This window comes from Aliidongia dinghuensis (assembly GCF_014643535.1).
Classification (GTDB): Bacteria; Pseudomonadota; Alphaproteobacteria; order ATCC43930; family CGMCC-115725; genus Aliidongia; species Aliidongia dinghuensis.
Map to the genome: position 1 here is coordinate 162,301 of NZ_BMJQ01000015.1, position 16,077 is coordinate 178,377.

Sequence of the window (16,077 nt, forward strand, 5' to 3'; positions counted from 1 at the left end):
TCAGCCGGCCTTCCGGCCGGTCATAGGCGTGAGCTTCGCCTTGCGCGCGACCTCGTCGATCACCCGGTTCATGATCCGGCCGAAGCGCCAGGTCTGGTCGGCGATATAGCCGAAATTCGCGAGGCCGGCGGCGGCGATCAGGAAGGCCGGCACCGGCAGGCCCACGACGAGCGCCGCCGCCGTGGCGCCGGCGTAGCAGCGCAGCACGAAGGACGCGAGGCGCGACAGGCGCATGGCGCAGCGCACCCTCAGCACACGCTTCTCGCCGCCGTGGTTCTCGGTCACCGCCATGACGAAGGCCCGGCTCCAGAGGCCGCGCGCGATCTTCAGGTCCCAGTCGCTCCAGCCCTCGTCGGTCTGCAGGAAATATTTGCGCGGGATGAGGAACTCCATGAGGCCCGCGAGCAGCACTTCCTTTTCTTCGTAGTTCTGGCCCCAGTATGAGAAGAACAGCGCGCGGTTGCGCCAATCGATCTTGGCCGGCGCCAGCGGGCCATCGGCCTCGCCCGGCAGAGTGTCCGCCGCATTCGATTCCTTGACCCGCCACTTGATCCGGGTCCAGCCGCGCAGGATCGGCCCCAGATAGATCAGGCACGCGATGAGCGCCCGCGCCTTCAAGCTGCGGAAGCGCGGGTCGATCGGCGCCTTCAAGGCGCCCGAGACGCACATGGCCCAGGTCGTGAGCAACGGCACCCACAAGAGCAGCCACCAGCCGCCGGCGACGAGGCCGGCGAACGCCAGCACGATCGCGACGATATTCCATTCGAACGTCAACGGCAGGAAAGCGGCGAGCGACGAGGGCGGCTCGTACATGGTCTGGAACAGGCCGCGGCCGAACACGCCGGAATAGATCACCGGCCGGCGCGAGAGCAGCAGCGAGGCTGAAAGGTCGCCGTAGATGCGGCCCAGCCATTTCGCCTGGCCGAACAGGTTGAAGCGCAGCGGATGCTTCGAATAGACGAGCGCCTCGGCCTTGCCGTAGCCCTTCTGCTGGTTGAGGTAAGCCTCGACCGTGTTGCGCCGGAAGTGCCAGACCACGGCCGCCGGCGCGAAACCGATCGTGTAGCCGGCATTCTGAAAGCGCCAGCAGATGTCGACATCGTCGCCGGCCGCGCGATAGACCGGGTCGAAGCCGCCCAGTTGCAGCAGCACGTCGCGCCGGAACGCCATGTTGCAGCCGGCGATGTGCTCCGCCACTTCGTCCGACACCAGCACATGGGTCGGCCCGCCCGGCGAGACCGCGACCGCAGCCGGCACGAGATCGTCCTCGGGCGGCGGGAAATTGGGCCCGCCGACCGCGGCCAGCCCCTTGTGCTGCATCTTGGCGACGAGATAGGTCAGCCAGTCCTTGTCGGCGACGCAGTCCGAGTCGGTATAGGCCACGATCTCGCCGGTCGCCATCTCGGCGCCGACGTTGCGCGCGACCGACAGGCCCTTGTTCGGCTGGCTGATGATCTTGCAATAGTCGTAGCGCTGCGAGATTTCGAGCGTCCGGTCGGTCGAGCCGTCGTTGACGACGATGACCTCGTAGTCCGGATAGTTGAGGTGCTCGAGCGAGGCCAGGCACTGGTCCATGGTCCGATCGGCGTTGTAGGCGCAGACCACGACCGAGACGCGCGGGTAATGCGGCAGCGCCGGCGGCAGCGGGCCCTGGTAATTGGCCGCGACCGCCTCGAACGCCGGCTTCTTCCGCCGGTCCCGGTCGACGATGCCGAATTCCCAGTCTTCGATCAGGTGGCCGCCGGTGAACCATTCATCGGTCCAGGCGAAGACGCAGGTGCCGGCGCAGCCGAGCTCGAACGCGGTCCGCACCTGCCAGCCGATCGTCTCGGCCTGGTGGTCCTTACCCTCGCGCATCGAGTCCATGCCGAACTCGGTCAGCACCAGCGGCCGGTCGACCGCGAGATTATGGAGCCGCGCGATATAGCGCCGGAACGCCGATTCGTTGTGCAGATAGACGTTGAAGCACAGGAAATCGGTAAAATCGACCGTCAGGTATTCGGTCGACGGGAAATTCGCATAGGAGACGAGGCCGGTCGGATCATAGGCCTTCACCTCCTTGACCAGATCGACCAGGAAGGCGCGCACCTTGTCCGGCCCGTGCCAGCGGATCATGTCGGGCGGGATCTCGTTGCCGATCATGTAGGCGAGGAGCGCCGGATGGCGCCCGAGCGAGCGCACGCCCGCCATCACCATGCGGCGGATCTCGGCCTTGGTCGCCTCGCTGTCGAGGAAGGTGATGTGTTGCGACCAAGGAATGCCGGCGAGCACGCGCAAACCATGTTCGGCGGCGATGTCCAGGAGCCAGACCGGCGGCACGGTGAAGACGCGGAGCGTGTTGACGCCGGCCTCGGCCATGAGCGCCATGTCCTGGCGCACGCGCTCGGCCGGTGGGAATTGCGTGCCGTCGGCGCCGACGGGGAACGGCCCGTAGGTCACCCCCTTGAGGAAGAACTTGGCGTCGCCGGTGAAGAAGAACTTGCCCTCGACCCGGACCCGCTCGAGCGCCGCCGCCCGGAGCGTCTTCGGCCGCGGCTCGACCAGCCGCAACGCCGGCGCCGACGCGTTCGATGCCTCCCGCGCTGTGCCGTCCTCAGCCCGCACGACGATCGCGTCTTCTTCGTTCAATGCCATTCTCGTCCCGACCCCGAAGCCAAATGTGCGCCCGCATTCCCCGGTTCCCCGACCGGCACCCAGATACCGGTGTGAAAGAGCCTTTCCGACACCGGATTGTCAAATACCGAACGGTTTCTTCCCCGGCCGTTATTCCCGCGCGAGCGAAAGTCCCGCTGTTTTCCTGTCGTCATGGCCGGGCTTGACCCGGCCATCCACGCCTATCGGCCAGCCGCCGTTCGGCGGAAAAACGTGGATCCCCGGGTCAAGCCCGGGGATGACGGATGAGTGGGTGATCTGCCGTCTTTCTCCCTACTTCCCCCGCTGATGCCAGGCCCAGGCGGTGCGGATGATGCTGTCGATGTCGGACATCACCGGCTTCCAGCCGAGCAGCTGGTTGGCTTTCGCGGGATTGGCGACGAGCTCCGGCGGGTCGCCGGCCCGGCGGCCGACCTCGCGCCGCGGCACTTTGCACCCGGTCACGCGCTCGACCGCGTCGATCACCTCGCGCACGGAATTGCCGGTGCCGGTGCCGAGATTGAGCTGGGTCGTCTCCCCGCCGTCGAACAGATAGGCGAGCGCCTTCACATGAGCGTCGGCCAGGTCCTGGACATGGATGTAGTCGCGGATGGCAGTGCCGTCCGGCGTCGGGTAGTCGGTGCCGTAGACGTCGATCGCAGCACGCCGGCCCGACGCGGCGTCGAGGATGAGCGGGATCAGATGGGTTTCCGGATCGTGCTCCTCGCCGATCTGGCCTTCTGGATCGGCGCCGCAGGCGTTGAAATAGCGCAGCGAGACCGAGCGGATGCCGTGAGCCGGCCCGTACCAATGGAGCGCCCGCTCGATCATGAGCTTGGTTTCGCCATAGGGGTTGATCGGCCGCTGCAGCGTCTCCTCGGTGATCGGCATCCGGTCGGGCATGCCATAGGTCGCACAAGTCGACGAGAACACGATCTGCTTGACGCCGGTCGCGCGCATGGCGTCGAGGATCGACAGCGACCCCATCACGTTGTTGTGAAAATAGATTTCCGGCTTGGTCACGGATTCGCCGACATAGGCGAAGGCGGCGAAATGGACGATGGCCTCGATCGCCTCGTCCCGGATCACCTGCTCGAGCTTGGCAGTGTCGAGGATGTCGCCCTCGACGAACGGGCCCCATTGGACCGCGTGGCGATGGCCGTAGACCAGGTTGTCGTAGGTCACGGGGCGATAGCCGGCCCGCGCCAGGGCTTTGGCGGTGTGACTGCCGATATAGCCGGCGCCGCCGGTCACCAGGATGTTTTTCGCCATCAGTCTCGTCGATCCTCTGGAAGGATTGCGTCCCGCGCCGCCGATCCGTCCCGACCGACAACGGGCCAACCGGCCGGTTTCTTCCCAACCGGGCCGAGCAGGGCCGAGAGGCTCTTTCTCACGATCGCCCGCCCCGTCGCCAGCCCTTTCGATGCCGTCTGAAAATGTCACGCTGCAGTGCGGAATTTTCCCGGAGGTGGCAGCGTTGTTGGCCGGTACCCCGCGCTCCTGCCCGGGCCCGACCAGCCCCGGTCGGGCCTCTGCCGGTTGTTTTTCCGGTGGAATGCTCAGCGGATTTTGCTTGGCGGGCGGGTGTGTGATGGGGCATGTCGGAGCGGGTGTCGGCGATTGGCCTCCGGGGCGGTTGGCCCGGAGGCGGGTGGCCGGGTGCCCGGGTTAGCGCGAGGAGAATGAGATGCGGATTGCGGTCATCGGGACGGGGTATGTCGGTCTCGTCTCTGGGGCTTGCTTCTCGGAGTTCGGCACGTCGGTGGTGTGCGTCGACAAGGACGCCTCCAAGATCGAGCGGATCAATCGGGGCGAGATGCCGATCTACGAGCCGGGCCTGGACGATCTGGTGGCGCGCAACGTGAAGGAGGGGCGGCTCGAGTTCTCGACGGACTTGGCGGCGTCGGTCAAGGGCGTGGACGCGGTGTTCATCGCGGTCGGCACGCCGTCCCGGCGCGGCGACGGCCATGCCGATCTCTCCTATGTGTTCGCGGCGGCCGAGGAGATCGCCAAGGCGCTCGACGGCTATGCCGCGATCGTGACCAAGTCGACGGTGCCGGTCGGCACGGGCCGCAAGGTCGCCGAAGTGGTGATGAAGGCGCGGCCGGACCTGGAGCTGGGCCGCGACTTCGACGTGGTGTCGAACCCGGAGTTCCTGCGCGAAGGCTCGGCGATCGAGGATTTCATGCGGCCGGACCGCGTCGTGGTCGGCACGCTCGACGGGGCGACCCGCGGGCGCGAGGTGATGCGGGCGCTCTACCGGCCGCTGGCCTTGATCGAGAAGCCGGTGCTCTTTACGGCACTCGAGACGGCCGAGGTCATCAAGTACGCCGCCAACTGCTTCCTTGCGACCAAGATCACCTTCATCAACGAGATGGCCAACCTGTGCGAGCAGGTCGGCGCCGACGTGCAGGACGTCGCCAAGGGCATCGGCCTCGACAACCGCATCGGCAACAAGTTCCTGCATGCCGGCCCCGGCTACGGCGGCTCGTGCTTCCCGAAGGACTGCCTGGCACTGGTCAAGACCGCGCGCGATGCCGGTGCCCCGATCCGCATCGTCGAGAGCGTCATCGAGGTGAACGAGGGCCGCAAGGTCGACATGGCCCGGCGCATCGTCGATGCGCTCGGCGGCGACGCCAAGGGCAAGCGGGTCGGCCTGTTGGGCCTGACGTTCAAGCCCAATACCGACGACATGCGCGACAGCCCGAGCCTCGCCATCGTGCCGGCGCTCCTGGAAGCCGGCGCCAGCATCCGCGCCTACGACCCGGAGGGCATGCACGAAGCACAGAAGCTCCTCTCCGGCATCGAATACGCCGCGGACGCCTACGACGCCTTGAAGGACGCCGACGTGCTCGTGTTCTGCACCGAGTGGAACCAGTTCCGCTCGCTCGACTGGACCCGCGTCCGCCAGGCCATGCCCGGCCGCATCATCGTCGACCTGCGCAACATCTATGACCCCACCCGCGTCGCTCGCGAAGGCTTCACCTATCATTCCATCGGGCGGAAGGCCGCAATCCCGGCATAAGAGGTCTGGCCCAACCGGACCCGAGAAATCGAGAGCTGTACATCATGAGTCTGACCCGCAAGCGCGTTCTGGTCACGGGGGGAGCCGGGTTCCTCGGCTCCCACCTGTGCGAGCGGTTGATCGAGCAGGGGCACGATGTGCTCTGCGTCGACAATTACTTCACCGGCCGCAAGGACAACATCGCCCATCTGCTCGATAATCCGAACTTCGAGGCGATGCGCCACGACGTCACCTGGCCGCTCTATGTCGAGGTCGACGAGATCTACAATCTCGCCTGCCCTGCCTCGCCGGTGCACTATCAGTTCGACCCGGTGCAGACGACCAAGACCAGCGTCTTGGGCGCCATCAACATGCTGGGCCTGGCCAAGCGCGTGAAGGCCAAGATCTTCCAGGCGTCGACCAGCGAGGTCTACGGCGACCCGACGGTCCATCCGCAGACCGAGGACTATCGCGGCAACGTCAACCCGATCGGCCCGCGCGCCTGCTACGACGAGGGCAAGCGCTGCGCCGAAACCCTGTTCTTCGACTATCACCGCCAGCACGGCACGCGCATCAAGGTCGTGCGCATCTTCAACACCTACGGGCCGCGCATGCACCCGAACGACGGGCGCGTGGTGTCGAACTTCATCGTCCAGGCCTTGAGGGGCGAGGACATCACCGTTTATGGCGATGGTAGCCAGACCCGCGCCTTCTGCTATGTCGACGACCTGATCGAAGGCTGGCTCCGGCTGATGGCGACACCGGACGCGGTGACGGGCCCGATCAACATCGGCAACCCGCACGAGATTCCCGTGCGCGAGCTGGCCGAGCGGATCATCAACATGACCGGCTCCAAGTCCAAGATCGTCACGCGTCCGCTACCGGCCGACGACCCGCTACAGCGCTGCCCCGACATCACGGAGGCGAAGCGCCTGCTCGATTGGCAGCCGACCGTGCCGCTCGAGGTCGGCCTCGCCCGCACCATCGCCTATTTCGACGGGCTCTTGACCCGCAGCGGCGAGCGCGGCGCGGACTAGACGGATCGGGTTGAGTGGAGTCGCGTGGCGATCCACTCAACCTGTGAATCCATCTCTAAATCAAATAACGAGCGCGACGTCGGCCAGTCGCCTCTCCGCCGTTGATGTCGTCGTCCTCGGCGACGCGATCGCATTCGGCTATTCCCGCGACCCCCGCTAGCACCACACTCCCGTGCCGGTGCTCGGCATGCGGGATCCCGGACGCAACAATTTTTCGACGTTGCCGGAATATCCCGACCATCGAGCGAATCTCCATCAGGGGCTCTCTGCATCGAAGCCAGAGGAGATGGATCATGTCTCGCGCAAAGACTGGCCGCGCCAACCTGAATACGGCATCTGTCGGAATGGTTTACCCAACCCTGCCCGCCTCCTCGGCAGGGAGCTATGCGAGGCACAGGGCAAGAATCGTCCCGCTTCTGCGCGGCACCGCGCTTGTAGCGGCGCTCGCCTTCGTCCCGCTGCATATGGCGGCGGCGGACGCCTTCCTGCCGCAGATCGTGATCTCTTCGACGGTGCCGGCGAATGGCGACGAAAATCCCTATGGCGTCGCGGTCGTGCCTTCCGGTTTTCCGTCGGGAGCCGCGATTAAGCCCGGCGACATCCTGGTGTCGAACTTCAACAACGCGAACAATCCGCAAAATACCGGCAATTTGCAGGGCACCGGTTCGACCATCATCAAGCTGACGGCGAACGGCAAGATCGCACCGAACGGCTCGGCATCGGTCTTCTTCCAAGGCGGTGCCGGTTTGGGACTGACGACGGCCCTGGGCGTCTTGCGAAAGGGCTTCGTCATCGTCGGAAACGTGCCGACATCCGACGGCACCGTCGGGACCATCAAGCCCGGCTCCCTGCTCGTCATCGACCGCAACGGCAAACTGTTCGCGCAAATCCCGGCCACTCCGGCGACGACCCTGAACGGCCCCTGGGATCTGACGATCTTCGACGAGGGCAGCATCGCGCTGCTTTTCGTCTCCAATGTCCTGGACGGCACCGTCTCGCGCCTCGATCTCATCATCGGGAACAACAGCTTCCAGGTGACCAGCGCCACCCGGATCGCCTCCGGCTATACGCATGTGCCGAACGCCTCAGCCCTCGTCCTCGGCCCGACCGGGCTCGTATTCGATGCAGAGAATGACGCTCTCTTTGTCGCCTCGACCGGCGACAACGCGATCTACAAGATCGACAACGCCGGCGCGAGGACGCAACCCGTGACGCGCGGCGCGCTCGTCACCCAGGACCCGCATCTTCGCGGTCCGCTGGCACTCGCCCGGGCGCCCAACGGCGATTTGCTGGCGGCGAACGGCGACGCGGTGAATGCGGATCCGACGCATCCGAGCGAGATCGTCGAGTTTACCCCGTCCGGCCAGTTCGTGACCGAGTTCAACGTCGATGCCGCGCAAGGTGGCGCTTTCGGCATCGCCGTCGGGCGGACGCCGGCAGGCGCTGCCAGCCTGGTCGCCGTGGACGACGTCACGAACACCGTGCAGGTCTACCCGCTCTCGCCAGAAAACGCGAACCCGTGAGTCTCGGCTGAAAGCCGGCGGAGATCGATGCCGCTCGCCGGAAGGCGGCGACCGAATAGACCCGATGCCGCAGCCCCTCTCCTCTCCGCTTCCCGGAGAGAAAGCGGCAGCGGTAGCGCCGCCCTTGCGCCGCTCAGCCTGCCTGGCCTAGCCTGCCGGTCCCCGCCCGGACCCGCGGCACGCAATTTTCAGGCAAAACGAGCATGGCACAAGCGGCAGCGCCCGCCTCCCCCCGCGCCCGCAGCGCAACCCGGCTTTCCGCCGTCGATGTCGTCGCCGTCATTCTCGGCAACGCGCTCGAATTCTACGATTTCACGGTCTATGGCGCCTTCGCCGTCATGATCGGCAAGGCGTTCTTCCCGGCCGACGTGCCGGGCGGCAGCCTGCTGCTGTCGGTCGCGACGTTCGGCGTCGGCTTCGTCACGCGGCCCTTGGGCGGCATCATCATCGGCGCCTACGCCGACCGGCGCGGCCGCAAGGCGGCGATGACGCTCACGATCTGGCTGATGGCGCTCGGCAGCGGCATGGTCGCGATCCTGCCGGGCTATGCCACGATCGGCTGGGCCGCCCCGGCGCTCCTGGTCGTGGCCCGGCTCATCCAGGGTTTCTCGGCCGGCGGCGAGATGGGGCCGGCAACAACGTATCTGGTCGAGGCCGCACCAAGCCGGCGGCGCGCCTTCTATGGCGCCTGGCAATTGGCGAGCCAGAACGCCGGCGCGCTGCTCTCCGGCCTGTTCGGCTTCCTTCTGGCCGAGGCATTGCCCAAAGGGGCGCTCGAGGATTGGGCCTGGCGCGTGCCGTTCCTGATCGGCATCCTCATCGCGCCCGTCGGCCTGCGCATCCGCAACCGGCTCGACGAGACGCTCGACACCAAGACCGCGCATGCCAGCACCGGCGCGGTCCTGTCCGACCTGTTCCGCCACCACGTCCGGCCCCTGGCGCTGGGTTTCCTGCTCATTCCGGGCGGCACGGTCGCGCAATATTTCCTGGGCGGCTACACCGCGACCTATGCCATCACAACGCTGCATATGCCGACGAGCGTCGCCATGCTGGGCGGGCTCACCGTCGGCGTGAGCGGCGCCGTCTTCTCGATCGTGGGCGGCATGCTGGGCGACCGGTTCGGCGCCAAGGCGGTGGCGCTGTGGCCGCGCGTGCTCCTGACCCTACTGATATATCCGGCCGTCCTCCTGGTGGTGCGCGCGCCCAGCGCCGGCATGCTGCTCGGCGTCATGGCGCTGCTGATGGCGCTACAGGCGATGTCGGGCGCCATGGGCATCGTGCTCATCCCGCGCTCGCTGCCGGCGGCGGTGCGCACCGCCGGCCTGTCGATCGCCTATGCGCTGGCCGTGACACTGTTTGGCGGCACGGCGCAGGTCGTGTTCACCTGGGCGATCCAAAGCACGGGCGACCCGCTGTCGCCGCTCTGGTGGGTGATTGCCATCAACATCGTGACGATCCTCGCCACGCTCGCGCTCCGCCCGCTCCCCGATGAAGCCGGAGCACGCTGACCGCCAGCCTTAGGCTGGCTCGAGCGCGGCGAGGATCTCCGCCGTCTGACGCACGCGGCCGAGGCGCGGCAGGATGTTCTCGACGGAGAAGCGATGATGCTCGACGCTCTGGGCACTCATCGCATCCTCGGCGAGCACGAGCGCGTAGCCGAGTTCCCATGCCTGGCGCGCCGTCGATTCGACGCCGATGTTGGTCGAGATGCCACCCAGCACGATGGTCGTGACCCCGCGGCGGCGCAGTTGGAGATCGAGCTCCGTGCCGTAGAAGGCGCCCCATTGCCGCTTGGTGACGTGGATGTCGCTCCCGGCCGGCGCCAGTTCGTCCGGCAGGTCCCACCAATGGGCCGGCAGGCCATCGGCCGACAACTGCGGTGGCTGGTCGACCGGCTGCTTCAGCGCATCGCCGAAATCCGCCGACCAGCCGACCCGCACCAACACGACCGGGGCGCTGAGTGCACGGAAGCGGGCGGCGAGCGGCGCTGCCGCCGCGAGCACATCATTGCCGGAACGCCATCCGCGAGCGAACGGCAGGACGCCCCTCTGCAGGTCGATCAGCACGAGCGCGGTCGTCAGCGGATTGAGCTTGTCCATGGTATCGTCATCCTTCCGGAAATATGAGACAGTCCTCACATAGAGAAATATGAGCACATCCTCACAAAACGCAAGCCCGACAATGCGCGAGCCGCAGCGCGAGCGCGGGCGCGCCCGTGTTGCAGCCTTGCTGGCGGCAGCCGGCACCGTCTTCGCCGACAAGGGTTTCGATGCGGCAACCATGACCGAGATCGCGCGGCGCGCCGGCGCCTCGATCGGTTCGCTCTACCAATTCTTCCCGACCAAGGAGCTGCTGGCCGAGGCACTGATCGGCCATTACGCCGACGCGCTTCATGCCCGCCTCGCAGCGCTCGAGGCGATGGCGGCCGCGCTCGATACGGACACGCTCGCCCGCCGGCTGCTGCCGCTGCTGGTCGAGTTTCGCGTCGACCATCCGGCCTTTGCCACCCTGGCCGAGGCGCCCGGTGCGCAGGCGGTACGCGGCGGCGCGATCCGCGCCCGGCTGCGCCGCCAGATCCAGGCGATCCTGCGCCGCCAGGCACCCGACCTGCCCGAAGAGCGGGCGGAGCCGCTCGCCGTCGCGGTGCTGCAGATCATGAAGGCCGCGGTGGCGCTCAACACCGAACCCGGCCTCGCCGTGCGCGACGCGGCCCTCGGCGAACTCACCCTCATGCTGCGTCGCCATCTCGCAATGCAGCTCGGCGCCCAGCGCAAGGACTCGACGGCGTTGTAGGGTATTTTCATAAAATATTATTTTTCAAAGACTTGATCGCCGCCGGCCGGGTGAATACCTGGAGGCCCGACAAGCCAGAACTTTCATCTCCGAGGGCCCGTTGAGTCCGATCCCGCTGTTCTGGGCGATCGGGTTCGGCATCCTGTTGCTGATCCTGACGCCGCGCCTTCATCGCGTGCTGATCGAGGCCTTTTCGCGCCAGATCGGCATCGCCGAATCCAACCGGGATTCGAGCGACGCCATGACGGCGCTCAACGAAGCGCGGGCCCAGCTGGCGGCCGCCGAGACGGCATCGCGCGACCTCATGCGTGAGCACAGGCACCTGCGCGACAAGATCGCCGAATGCAAACGCGACATCGCCGCCCCGCGCCGCGAGCGGATCGACCTGGTGTTCGAATTGGGCACGCCGCGGCTCGAGGATGGCTGTTGCCTGTTCGCGGCCAACAGCCTGCCGATCCAGCCCCAATCGTCGGCTGGCAACAACCGCTTGCCCGACGGCGCGGTCTGGCGCCAGCCGCGGCTCGTCAGGGTCTGGGGCAAGAACGCCAGCCTGTGCCAGTCGATCGCCGAGCAGCGCTTCGGCTCCAAGCGCGATTTCGTGCTGGTCCATATCGAAGAGCGGCAACGCACCGAGCTCGGCCTATGAGGCTGGATTCGTGATGGACGATTCGACCTCCTCGTCGGCCTGGTCGGTGCTGCAGTCGTCCGGCACGCTGACCGGCGTGGCGCTGCTCGGCCTCATCGTCATTGCCATCGTGTTCGCAGCCCAGCTCGAGGCGCTCGTCAGCGCCTGCCGTAACCTCCTCGCTTATCGCCAGCAGTTGCAGCAGGCCCGGCGCAAGGTCGAACAGGAGACCGAGGCGGCGCTCGGCCAGGCCAAGAGCCTGCAGGACGAGCTGCCGCAGCTCCAGGCCTCGGTCGAGGCGCTGGCCCAGGAATATGAGAGGCTTGCAGGCGACGCGAGCCAGGCGCGCAAGCTGCACATTCGCGAAGTGGTGATGTCCGACATCTTCGTGACCCAGGGCGATCGGCCGTTCATCGCCACCGTCTGTCGGCCGAAACCGGACCCGGACGAACCGCTCGCCGAGCAATGGAAGGCAGGTCGCGACCATGTGCTCTACAGCAGCGACACCAAGACGGCCGCCCGCCGGTTCGCCCAGCGCTATCCGACCGAGCGCGGCTTCGCCGTAGGCCCGGTCAGCCCGTTCACCATCCCCAGGCCGTTGCCGCCGGAGCCGGAGAGCGACGCCTAGATGCGGAGCCTCGTCAGCCGCCCGAGACCAGACGAGCGATGACGAAGGCCGCAGCAGCGGCGAGGCCGCCGACCAATCCTGTCTGCAAGCCGGCACGCCACGCCGGCTGCCCCGTCAGCCAGCCCTTGACGGCGCCGAACAGCAGAAGCGCCAGCAGCGTCACGCCGACCGACAGGCGGAAGGCGTCGTCGATCCGGCCGACCAGCATGTAGGGCAGCAGTGGTACCAGGCCGCCCGCGATATAGGAGGCGCCGATCGTCGCGGCCGAAACGGGCGCCCGCTTCGGATCCGGCTCCTCGAGCCCGAGCTCGAAGCGCATCATGAAGCGCACCCATTTCTCCTTGTTGCGCGTGAGCGCCGCCACGATCGGTTCAGCCTCGGCGGGGCTGAGCCCGTGCTCGCGCAGGATCGCCGCCACCTCCTTCCGCTCCTCGTCGGGCAGTTCCTCGGTCTCGCGCCACTCCCGGCGATATTCGCTGCGGTAATGCTCGATGTCGGTGCGCGCTGCCAGATAGCCGCCCAGCCCCATGGCGATGGCGCCGGCCGCAATCTCGGCGAGGCCGGCAGTGACGACCACGGAACTGCGCGACAGCGCCGCCGACAGGCCCGCTGCCAGCGCGAACGGCACGGTCAGGCCGTCGGACATGCCGATGACAACGTCGCGCACCGCGTCGGACGCCATGAAATGGCGCTCGTGATGAGGGGTAGTCGGCATGTGCGGTGGCTCCGGCGGCGTTCTTTGAAAAGAGAGCCAACAAATACGATAAGAAAATTGAAAATCAAGAGTTCATTATTTTGTAATTACTTCCATGAGACGCATTCTCATTTCGCCGGAAAATGAAAATCATTATCTTGAAAAGAAATGAGATTGATTATCAGAAGAAGTCACAAGACATCGATACGAAGAAGTTTGCGCGCATAAAGCCGCTCAGCCCCGCTCGGCAAAGAAGGCGGCGATGGTCTCGGCTGCGACGGTCAGATGCCGGCGCAGCACCGCGACCGCCCGTTCGCCGTCGCCCGCCCGCGCCGCGGCCAGCATGGCGCGATGGTCGTCCTGGGACAGATGCTGGCGCCCCTTGACGGCCAGGTGGAAGCGCAGATAGCGGTCGAAGGCGGCGAGCTGGCTTTCGGCGAGCGCCAGCAGCTTCGGATGGCCGGCGGCGCCATAGAGCACCATGTGGAAGCGCCGGTTGAGCTCGCCCAGGCGCGCGTCGTCGGCCTCGCCATCCATCTCGTCGATGAGCTCCTCCGCGCGCGCCAGGTCCGCGGCCGTGAGGCGCGGGATCGAGAGCGCCAGCGCCGCCGGCTCGAGCGCCATGCGGATCGCATAGGTGTCGGCCGCATCGGCCGCCGAGATCTCCGTCACGACCGCGCCCTTGTGCGGCACGAAATCGACCAGTGCCTGGGCCTCGAGCTGGCGCAGCGCCTCGCGGATCGGCATGCGGCTGAGCCCGAAGGCCTCGGCCAGATCCTCCTGGCGCAAGGCCGTCCCGCCCGCGAGCCGGCCGGTCAGGATGGCCGTCCGCAAGGTCGCCTCGACATGGGCGGTCGCCGTGCGATGGCGCCCGCCGCTTTCGGCGATCAACCGGGTCAATGCAGTGAGCTCTGACATCCAATATCCATTTGATGATTGGATCCAATTTATGCCATAGATCGAACCTTCCCGCCACTCTCTCGGGCGCCCGAGCCATGCGCAGCTTCGTCCCGTCATCTGCATCACCGGACCAACCGTCGCTGATCCAGCCGGTCGCAGCGGGGCTGCTCGCCGCGATCGTCGGCTTCGCGAGCGCCTTCACCATCGTGCTCGAAGGGCTGGCCGGCGCCGGCGCCACGCCGGCCGAGGCGGCATCGGGCCTGCTGGCGCTCTCGGTCGGCCAAGGCCTGCTTGGCATCTTCCTGAGCTTGCAGACGCGCCAGCCGATCAGCATCGCCTGGTCGACGCCCGGTGCCGCCCTGCTCATGGGCGTCGGCGTGCCGCACGGCGGCTTCGGCGTTGCTGTCGCGGCCTTCCTGATGACGGCGGTGCTGATCGTGCTCGCCGGCCTGTGGCGCCCGCTCGGCCGGGCGATGGCAGCCATTCCGCTGTCGCTCGCGAGCGCCATGCTGGCCGGCGTGCTTATGGAGCTGTGCCTGGCGCCGGTGCACGCCATGGCGCAACTGCCGACGCTCGCGGCACCGATCCTGCTCGCCTGGGCGCTCGGCTGGCGCTTCGCCCGGCGCTATGCGGTGCCGATCGCGGTCGCGGTCACGGCCGTGATCGTGGCCGCAGCGACGCCGGTGCCGGCCGGCGCCTGGGCGCTTGCCTGGCCTCGTGCCCAATTCGTGGCACCGGTGTTCGACTGGCTGCCGGCGATCGGCATCGCGGTGCCGCTGTTCATCGTCACCATGGCGTCGCAGAACGTGCCAGGCTTGGCCGTGCTGCGCAGCAACGGCTACAAGGCGCCGGTCGGGCCGCTGTTCGTCTGGACCGGCTTCGGCAGCGCCGTCGTGGCATTGTTCGGCGGCCAGGGACTGAACCTGTCGGCGATCACGGCGGCGCTCTGCGCCGGACCCGAAGCCGGCCCCGATCCGACCAGGCGCTATCTCGCCTGCGTCGCGGCCGGCGCCGCCTATGTCGTGCTCGGCCTCGGCGCCGGGCTCGCCGCGGCTTTCATCGCCGCCTCGCCGCCCCTCCTGATCCAGGCGGTCGCCGGCCTGGCGCTGCTCGGCAGCCTGGCGGGAGCGCTCACCGCAGCGCTCGCCGACGAGCGGGGCCGGCTCGCCGCCGTTGTCACCTTCGTCGCCACGGCGTCCGGCATCACCGTCATGGGCATTGGCGCCGCCTTCTGGGGCCTGGCCGCCGGCGGCCTGCTGCTGGCCCTGGAGCGGCGGTAGAGGCGGATCCGCGCATTGGCTGGTTTCGGCCAATGCGATCGTACTCTACGGCGCTTCGAGTGACGGCGGCGGATTCCCGAGCTCGACGGTTGCCGCCAGGAAATCGATGAAGGCGCGGACGCGGGCCGGCAGCCGGCCGCCGTGGCCGACATAGACCGCGTGGATCGCCTCGACGTCACCCGGATTATAGGCCTCGAGCAGCGGTAGGAGCCGGCCGGCGGCGATGTCGCGGCCGATGTGGAAATGCGACAGGCGCGCGATGCCTTGGCCGGCCAACACCAGGCGGCGGGCGCTCTCGCCGTCGCCGATCAGCACGTCGCCGCGCGCCGGCCGGTTGAGGCGCTCGCCATCCAGCACGAACGGCCATTCGTCGCAGTACCGGGCGAAATTGAAGCCGATGCAGTTATGGCCGTCGAGCGCGTCAGGTGTCTCTGGCGTGCCCCGGCGGGTGAGATAGGCGGGTGAGGCGACGAGCGCCATACGGCTCTCGCCGAGCTTGCGCACCATCAGCTGGGACGGGCGCATGGGCCCGATGCGGATCGCGACGTCGGCCCGCTCGCTCATGAGGTCGATCACCTGGTCGGTCAGCACGACATCGAGCGTGACCTCCGGATGCGCCGCGGTGAAGCGCGGTACGAGCGGCAGCAGGTAATGCAGGCCGAACGGCACGGCCGAATTGACGCGCAGCACACCGCGCGGGATGGCGCAGGTCGCGACCGACCGCTCGGCCTCGTCAAGGTCGCTCAAGACGCGCACGGCACGGGCATGGAACGCCTCGCCCTCGGCCGTCAGCAGCAGCTTGCGCGTCGAGCGGTTGAGGAGCCGCGTGCCGAGGCGCGCCTCCAACCGGGCGACGAGCTTGCTGACGGCGGAGGGCGTCATGCGCAGGGTGCGCGCCGCGGTCGAGAAGCCGCCCTGCTCGACCACGCGGACAAACACTTCCATCTCGCCCGAACGATTGA

At 67.4% G+C, this 16,077-nt stretch carries 14 protein-coding genes; 8 read left to right on the top strand and 6 right to left on the bottom strand.

Annotated elements, in window-relative coordinates:
- Window positions 1-2,628, bottom strand: a complete 2,628-nt coding sequence (locus IEY58_RS25580) for a glycosyltransferase (protein ID WP_229743948.1) — start codon at window positions 2,626-2,628, stop codon at window positions 1-3.
- 297 nt (window positions 2,629-2,925) lie between these two features.
- Window positions 2,926-3,903 (bottom strand): UDP-glucose 4-epimerase GalE, encoded by a 978-nt coding sequence (gene galE, locus IEY58_RS25585; RefSeq protein ID WP_189050988.1) that lies wholly within the window; start codon window positions 3,901-3,903, stop codon window positions 2,926-2,928.
- A gap of 415 nt (window positions 3,904-4,318) precedes the next feature.
- Between galE and IEY58_RS25590 the strand changes: the two genes are divergently transcribed.
- The 4 genes from IEY58_RS25590 (at window position 4,319) to IEY58_RS25605 (ending at window position 9,703) form a co-directional block, all read left to right on the top strand.
- Window positions 4,319-5,656 (top strand): UDP-glucose dehydrogenase family protein, encoded by a 1,338-nt coding sequence (locus tag IEY58_RS25590; protein ID WP_189050989.1) that lies wholly within the window; start codon window positions 4,319-4,321, stop codon window positions 5,654-5,656.
- Between the two features lie 44 nt (window positions 5,657-5,700).
- A complete protein-coding gene (locus IEY58_RS25595) occupies window positions 5,701-6,672 on the top strand; it encodes a UDP-glucuronic acid decarboxylase family protein (RefSeq protein WP_189050990.1) in 972 nt (323 codons plus the stop codon).
- A gap of 293 nt (window positions 6,673-6,965) precedes the next feature.
- Entirely contained in the window at window positions 6,966-8,195 is a 1,230-nt protein-coding gene (locus IEY58_RS25600; RefSeq protein WP_229743949.1) for an NHL repeat-containing protein, read from the top strand.
- 203 nt (window positions 8,196-8,398) lie between these two features.
- Window positions 8,399-9,703 carry an MFS transporter gene (locus tag IEY58_RS25605; protein ID WP_189050991.1) on the top strand — a complete coding sequence of 435 codons (1,305 nt, stop codon included), beginning with the start codon at window positions 8,399-8,401 and terminating at the stop codon, window positions 9,701-9,703.
- A gap of 9 nt (window positions 9,704-9,712) precedes the next feature.
- Here the strand turns inward: IEY58_RS25605 and IEY58_RS25610 are convergent, their stop codons facing one another.
- The gene (locus IEY58_RS25610) at window positions 9,713-10,294 is read right to left on the bottom strand and encodes a hydrolase (RefSeq protein WP_189050992.1); all 582 of its coding nucleotides are present in this window, start codon (window positions 10,292-10,294) and stop codon (window positions 9,713-9,715) included.
- Between the two features lie 82 nt (window positions 10,295-10,376).
- On the opposite strand from IEY58_RS25610, the gene IEY58_RS34475 reads away from it, so the two are divergent.
- The 3 genes from IEY58_RS34475 (at window position 10,377) to IEY58_RS25625 (ending at window position 12,241) form a co-directional block, all read left to right on the top strand.
- On the top strand, window positions 10,377-10,988 hold the full coding sequence (locus tag IEY58_RS34475; protein ID WP_229743950.1) for a TetR/AcrR family transcriptional regulator: 612 nt from the start codon (window positions 10,377-10,379) through the stop codon (window positions 10,986-10,988).
- A 100-nt stretch (window positions 10,989-11,088) separates the two neighbouring features.
- Window positions 11,089-11,634: a hypothetical protein gene (locus tag IEY58_RS25620; RefSeq protein ID WP_189050993.1), complete on the top strand. Its 546-nt coding sequence runs from the start codon at window positions 11,089-11,091 to the stop codon at window positions 11,632-11,634.
- Between the two features lie 13 nt (window positions 11,635-11,647).
- Window positions 11,648-12,241, top strand: a complete 594-nt coding sequence (locus IEY58_RS25625; RefSeq protein ID WP_189050994.1) for a hypothetical protein — start codon at window positions 11,648-11,650, stop codon at window positions 12,239-12,241.
- Window positions 12,242-12,254: 13 nt separating this feature from the next.
- Here the strand turns inward: IEY58_RS25625 and IEY58_RS25630 are convergent, their stop codons facing one another.
- Entirely contained in the window at window positions 12,255-12,956 is a 702-nt protein-coding gene (locus IEY58_RS25630; protein WP_189050995.1) for a VIT1/CCC1 transporter family protein, read from the bottom strand.
- A gap of 213 nt (window positions 12,957-13,169) precedes the next feature.
- Complete coding sequence (locus IEY58_RS25635; protein ID WP_189050996.1) at window positions 13,170-13,853, bottom strand: GntR family transcriptional regulator; 684 nt, start codon at window positions 13,851-13,853, stop codon at window positions 13,170-13,172.
- 77 nt (window positions 13,854-13,930) lie between these two features.
- Here IEY58_RS25635 and IEY58_RS25640 point away from each other — a divergent pair, with 77 nt between their 5' ends.
- Complete coding sequence (locus IEY58_RS25640; RefSeq protein ID WP_189050997.1) at window positions 13,931-15,115, top strand: benzoate/H(+) symporter BenE family transporter; 1,185 nt, start codon at window positions 13,931-13,933, stop codon at window positions 15,113-15,115.
- Window positions 15,116-15,160: 45 nt separating this feature from the next.
- On the opposite strand, the gene IEY58_RS25645 is transcribed toward IEY58_RS25640, so the two are convergent.
- Entirely contained in the window at window positions 15,161-16,060 is a 900-nt protein-coding gene (locus IEY58_RS25645; protein ID WP_229743951.1) for a LysR family transcriptional regulator, read from the bottom strand.
- Window positions 16,061-16,077 lie beyond the last annotated feature (17 nt).

Excerpts from the sequence above, each read along its gene's own strand:
- galE (WP_189050988.1), bottom strand. The coding sequence starts at position 3,903 with ATGGCGAAAAACATCCTGGTGACCGGCGGCGCCGGCTATATCGGCAGT.
- IEY58_RS25590 (WP_189050989.1), top strand. The coding sequence starts at position 4,319 with ATGCGGATTGCGGTCATCGGGACGGGGTATGTCGGTCTCGTCTCTGGG.
- IEY58_RS25595 (WP_189050990.1), top strand. The coding sequence starts at position 5,701 with ATGAGTCTGACCCGCAAGCGCGTTCTGGTCACGGGGGGAGCCGGGTTC.
- IEY58_RS25600 (WP_229743949.1), top strand. The coding sequence starts at position 6,966 with ATGTCTCGCGCAAAGACTGGCCGCGCCAACCTGAATACGGCATCTGTC.
- IEY58_RS25605 (WP_189050991.1), top strand. The coding sequence starts at position 8,399 with ATGGCACAAGCGGCAGCGCCCGCCTCCCCCCGCGCCCGCAGCGCAACC.
- IEY58_RS25610 (WP_189050992.1), bottom strand. The coding sequence starts at position 10,294 with ATGGACAAGCTCAATCCGCTGACGACCGCGCTCGTGCTGATCGACCTG.
- IEY58_RS34475 (WP_229743950.1), top strand. The coding sequence starts at position 10,377 with ATGCGCGAGCCGCAGCGCGAGCGCGGGCGCGCCCGTGTTGCAGCCTTG.
- IEY58_RS25625 (WP_189050994.1), top strand. The coding sequence starts at position 11,648 with ATGGACGATTCGACCTCCTCGTCGGCCTGGTCGGTGCTGCAGTCGTCC.
- IEY58_RS25630 (WP_189050995.1), bottom strand. The coding sequence starts at position 12,956 with ATGCCGACTACCCCTCATCACGAGCGCCATTTCATGGCGTCCGACGCG.
- IEY58_RS25635 (WP_189050996.1), bottom strand. The coding sequence starts at position 13,853 with ATGTCAGAGCTCACTGCATTGACCCGGTTGATCGCCGAAAGCGGCGGG.
- IEY58_RS25640 (WP_189050997.1), top strand. The coding sequence starts at position 13,931 with ATGCGCAGCTTCGTCCCGTCATCTGCATCACCGGACCAACCGTCGCTG.
- IEY58_RS25645 (WP_229743951.1), bottom strand. The coding sequence starts at position 16,060 with ATGGAAGTGTTTGTCCGCGTGGTCGAGCAGGGCGGCTTCTCGACCGCG.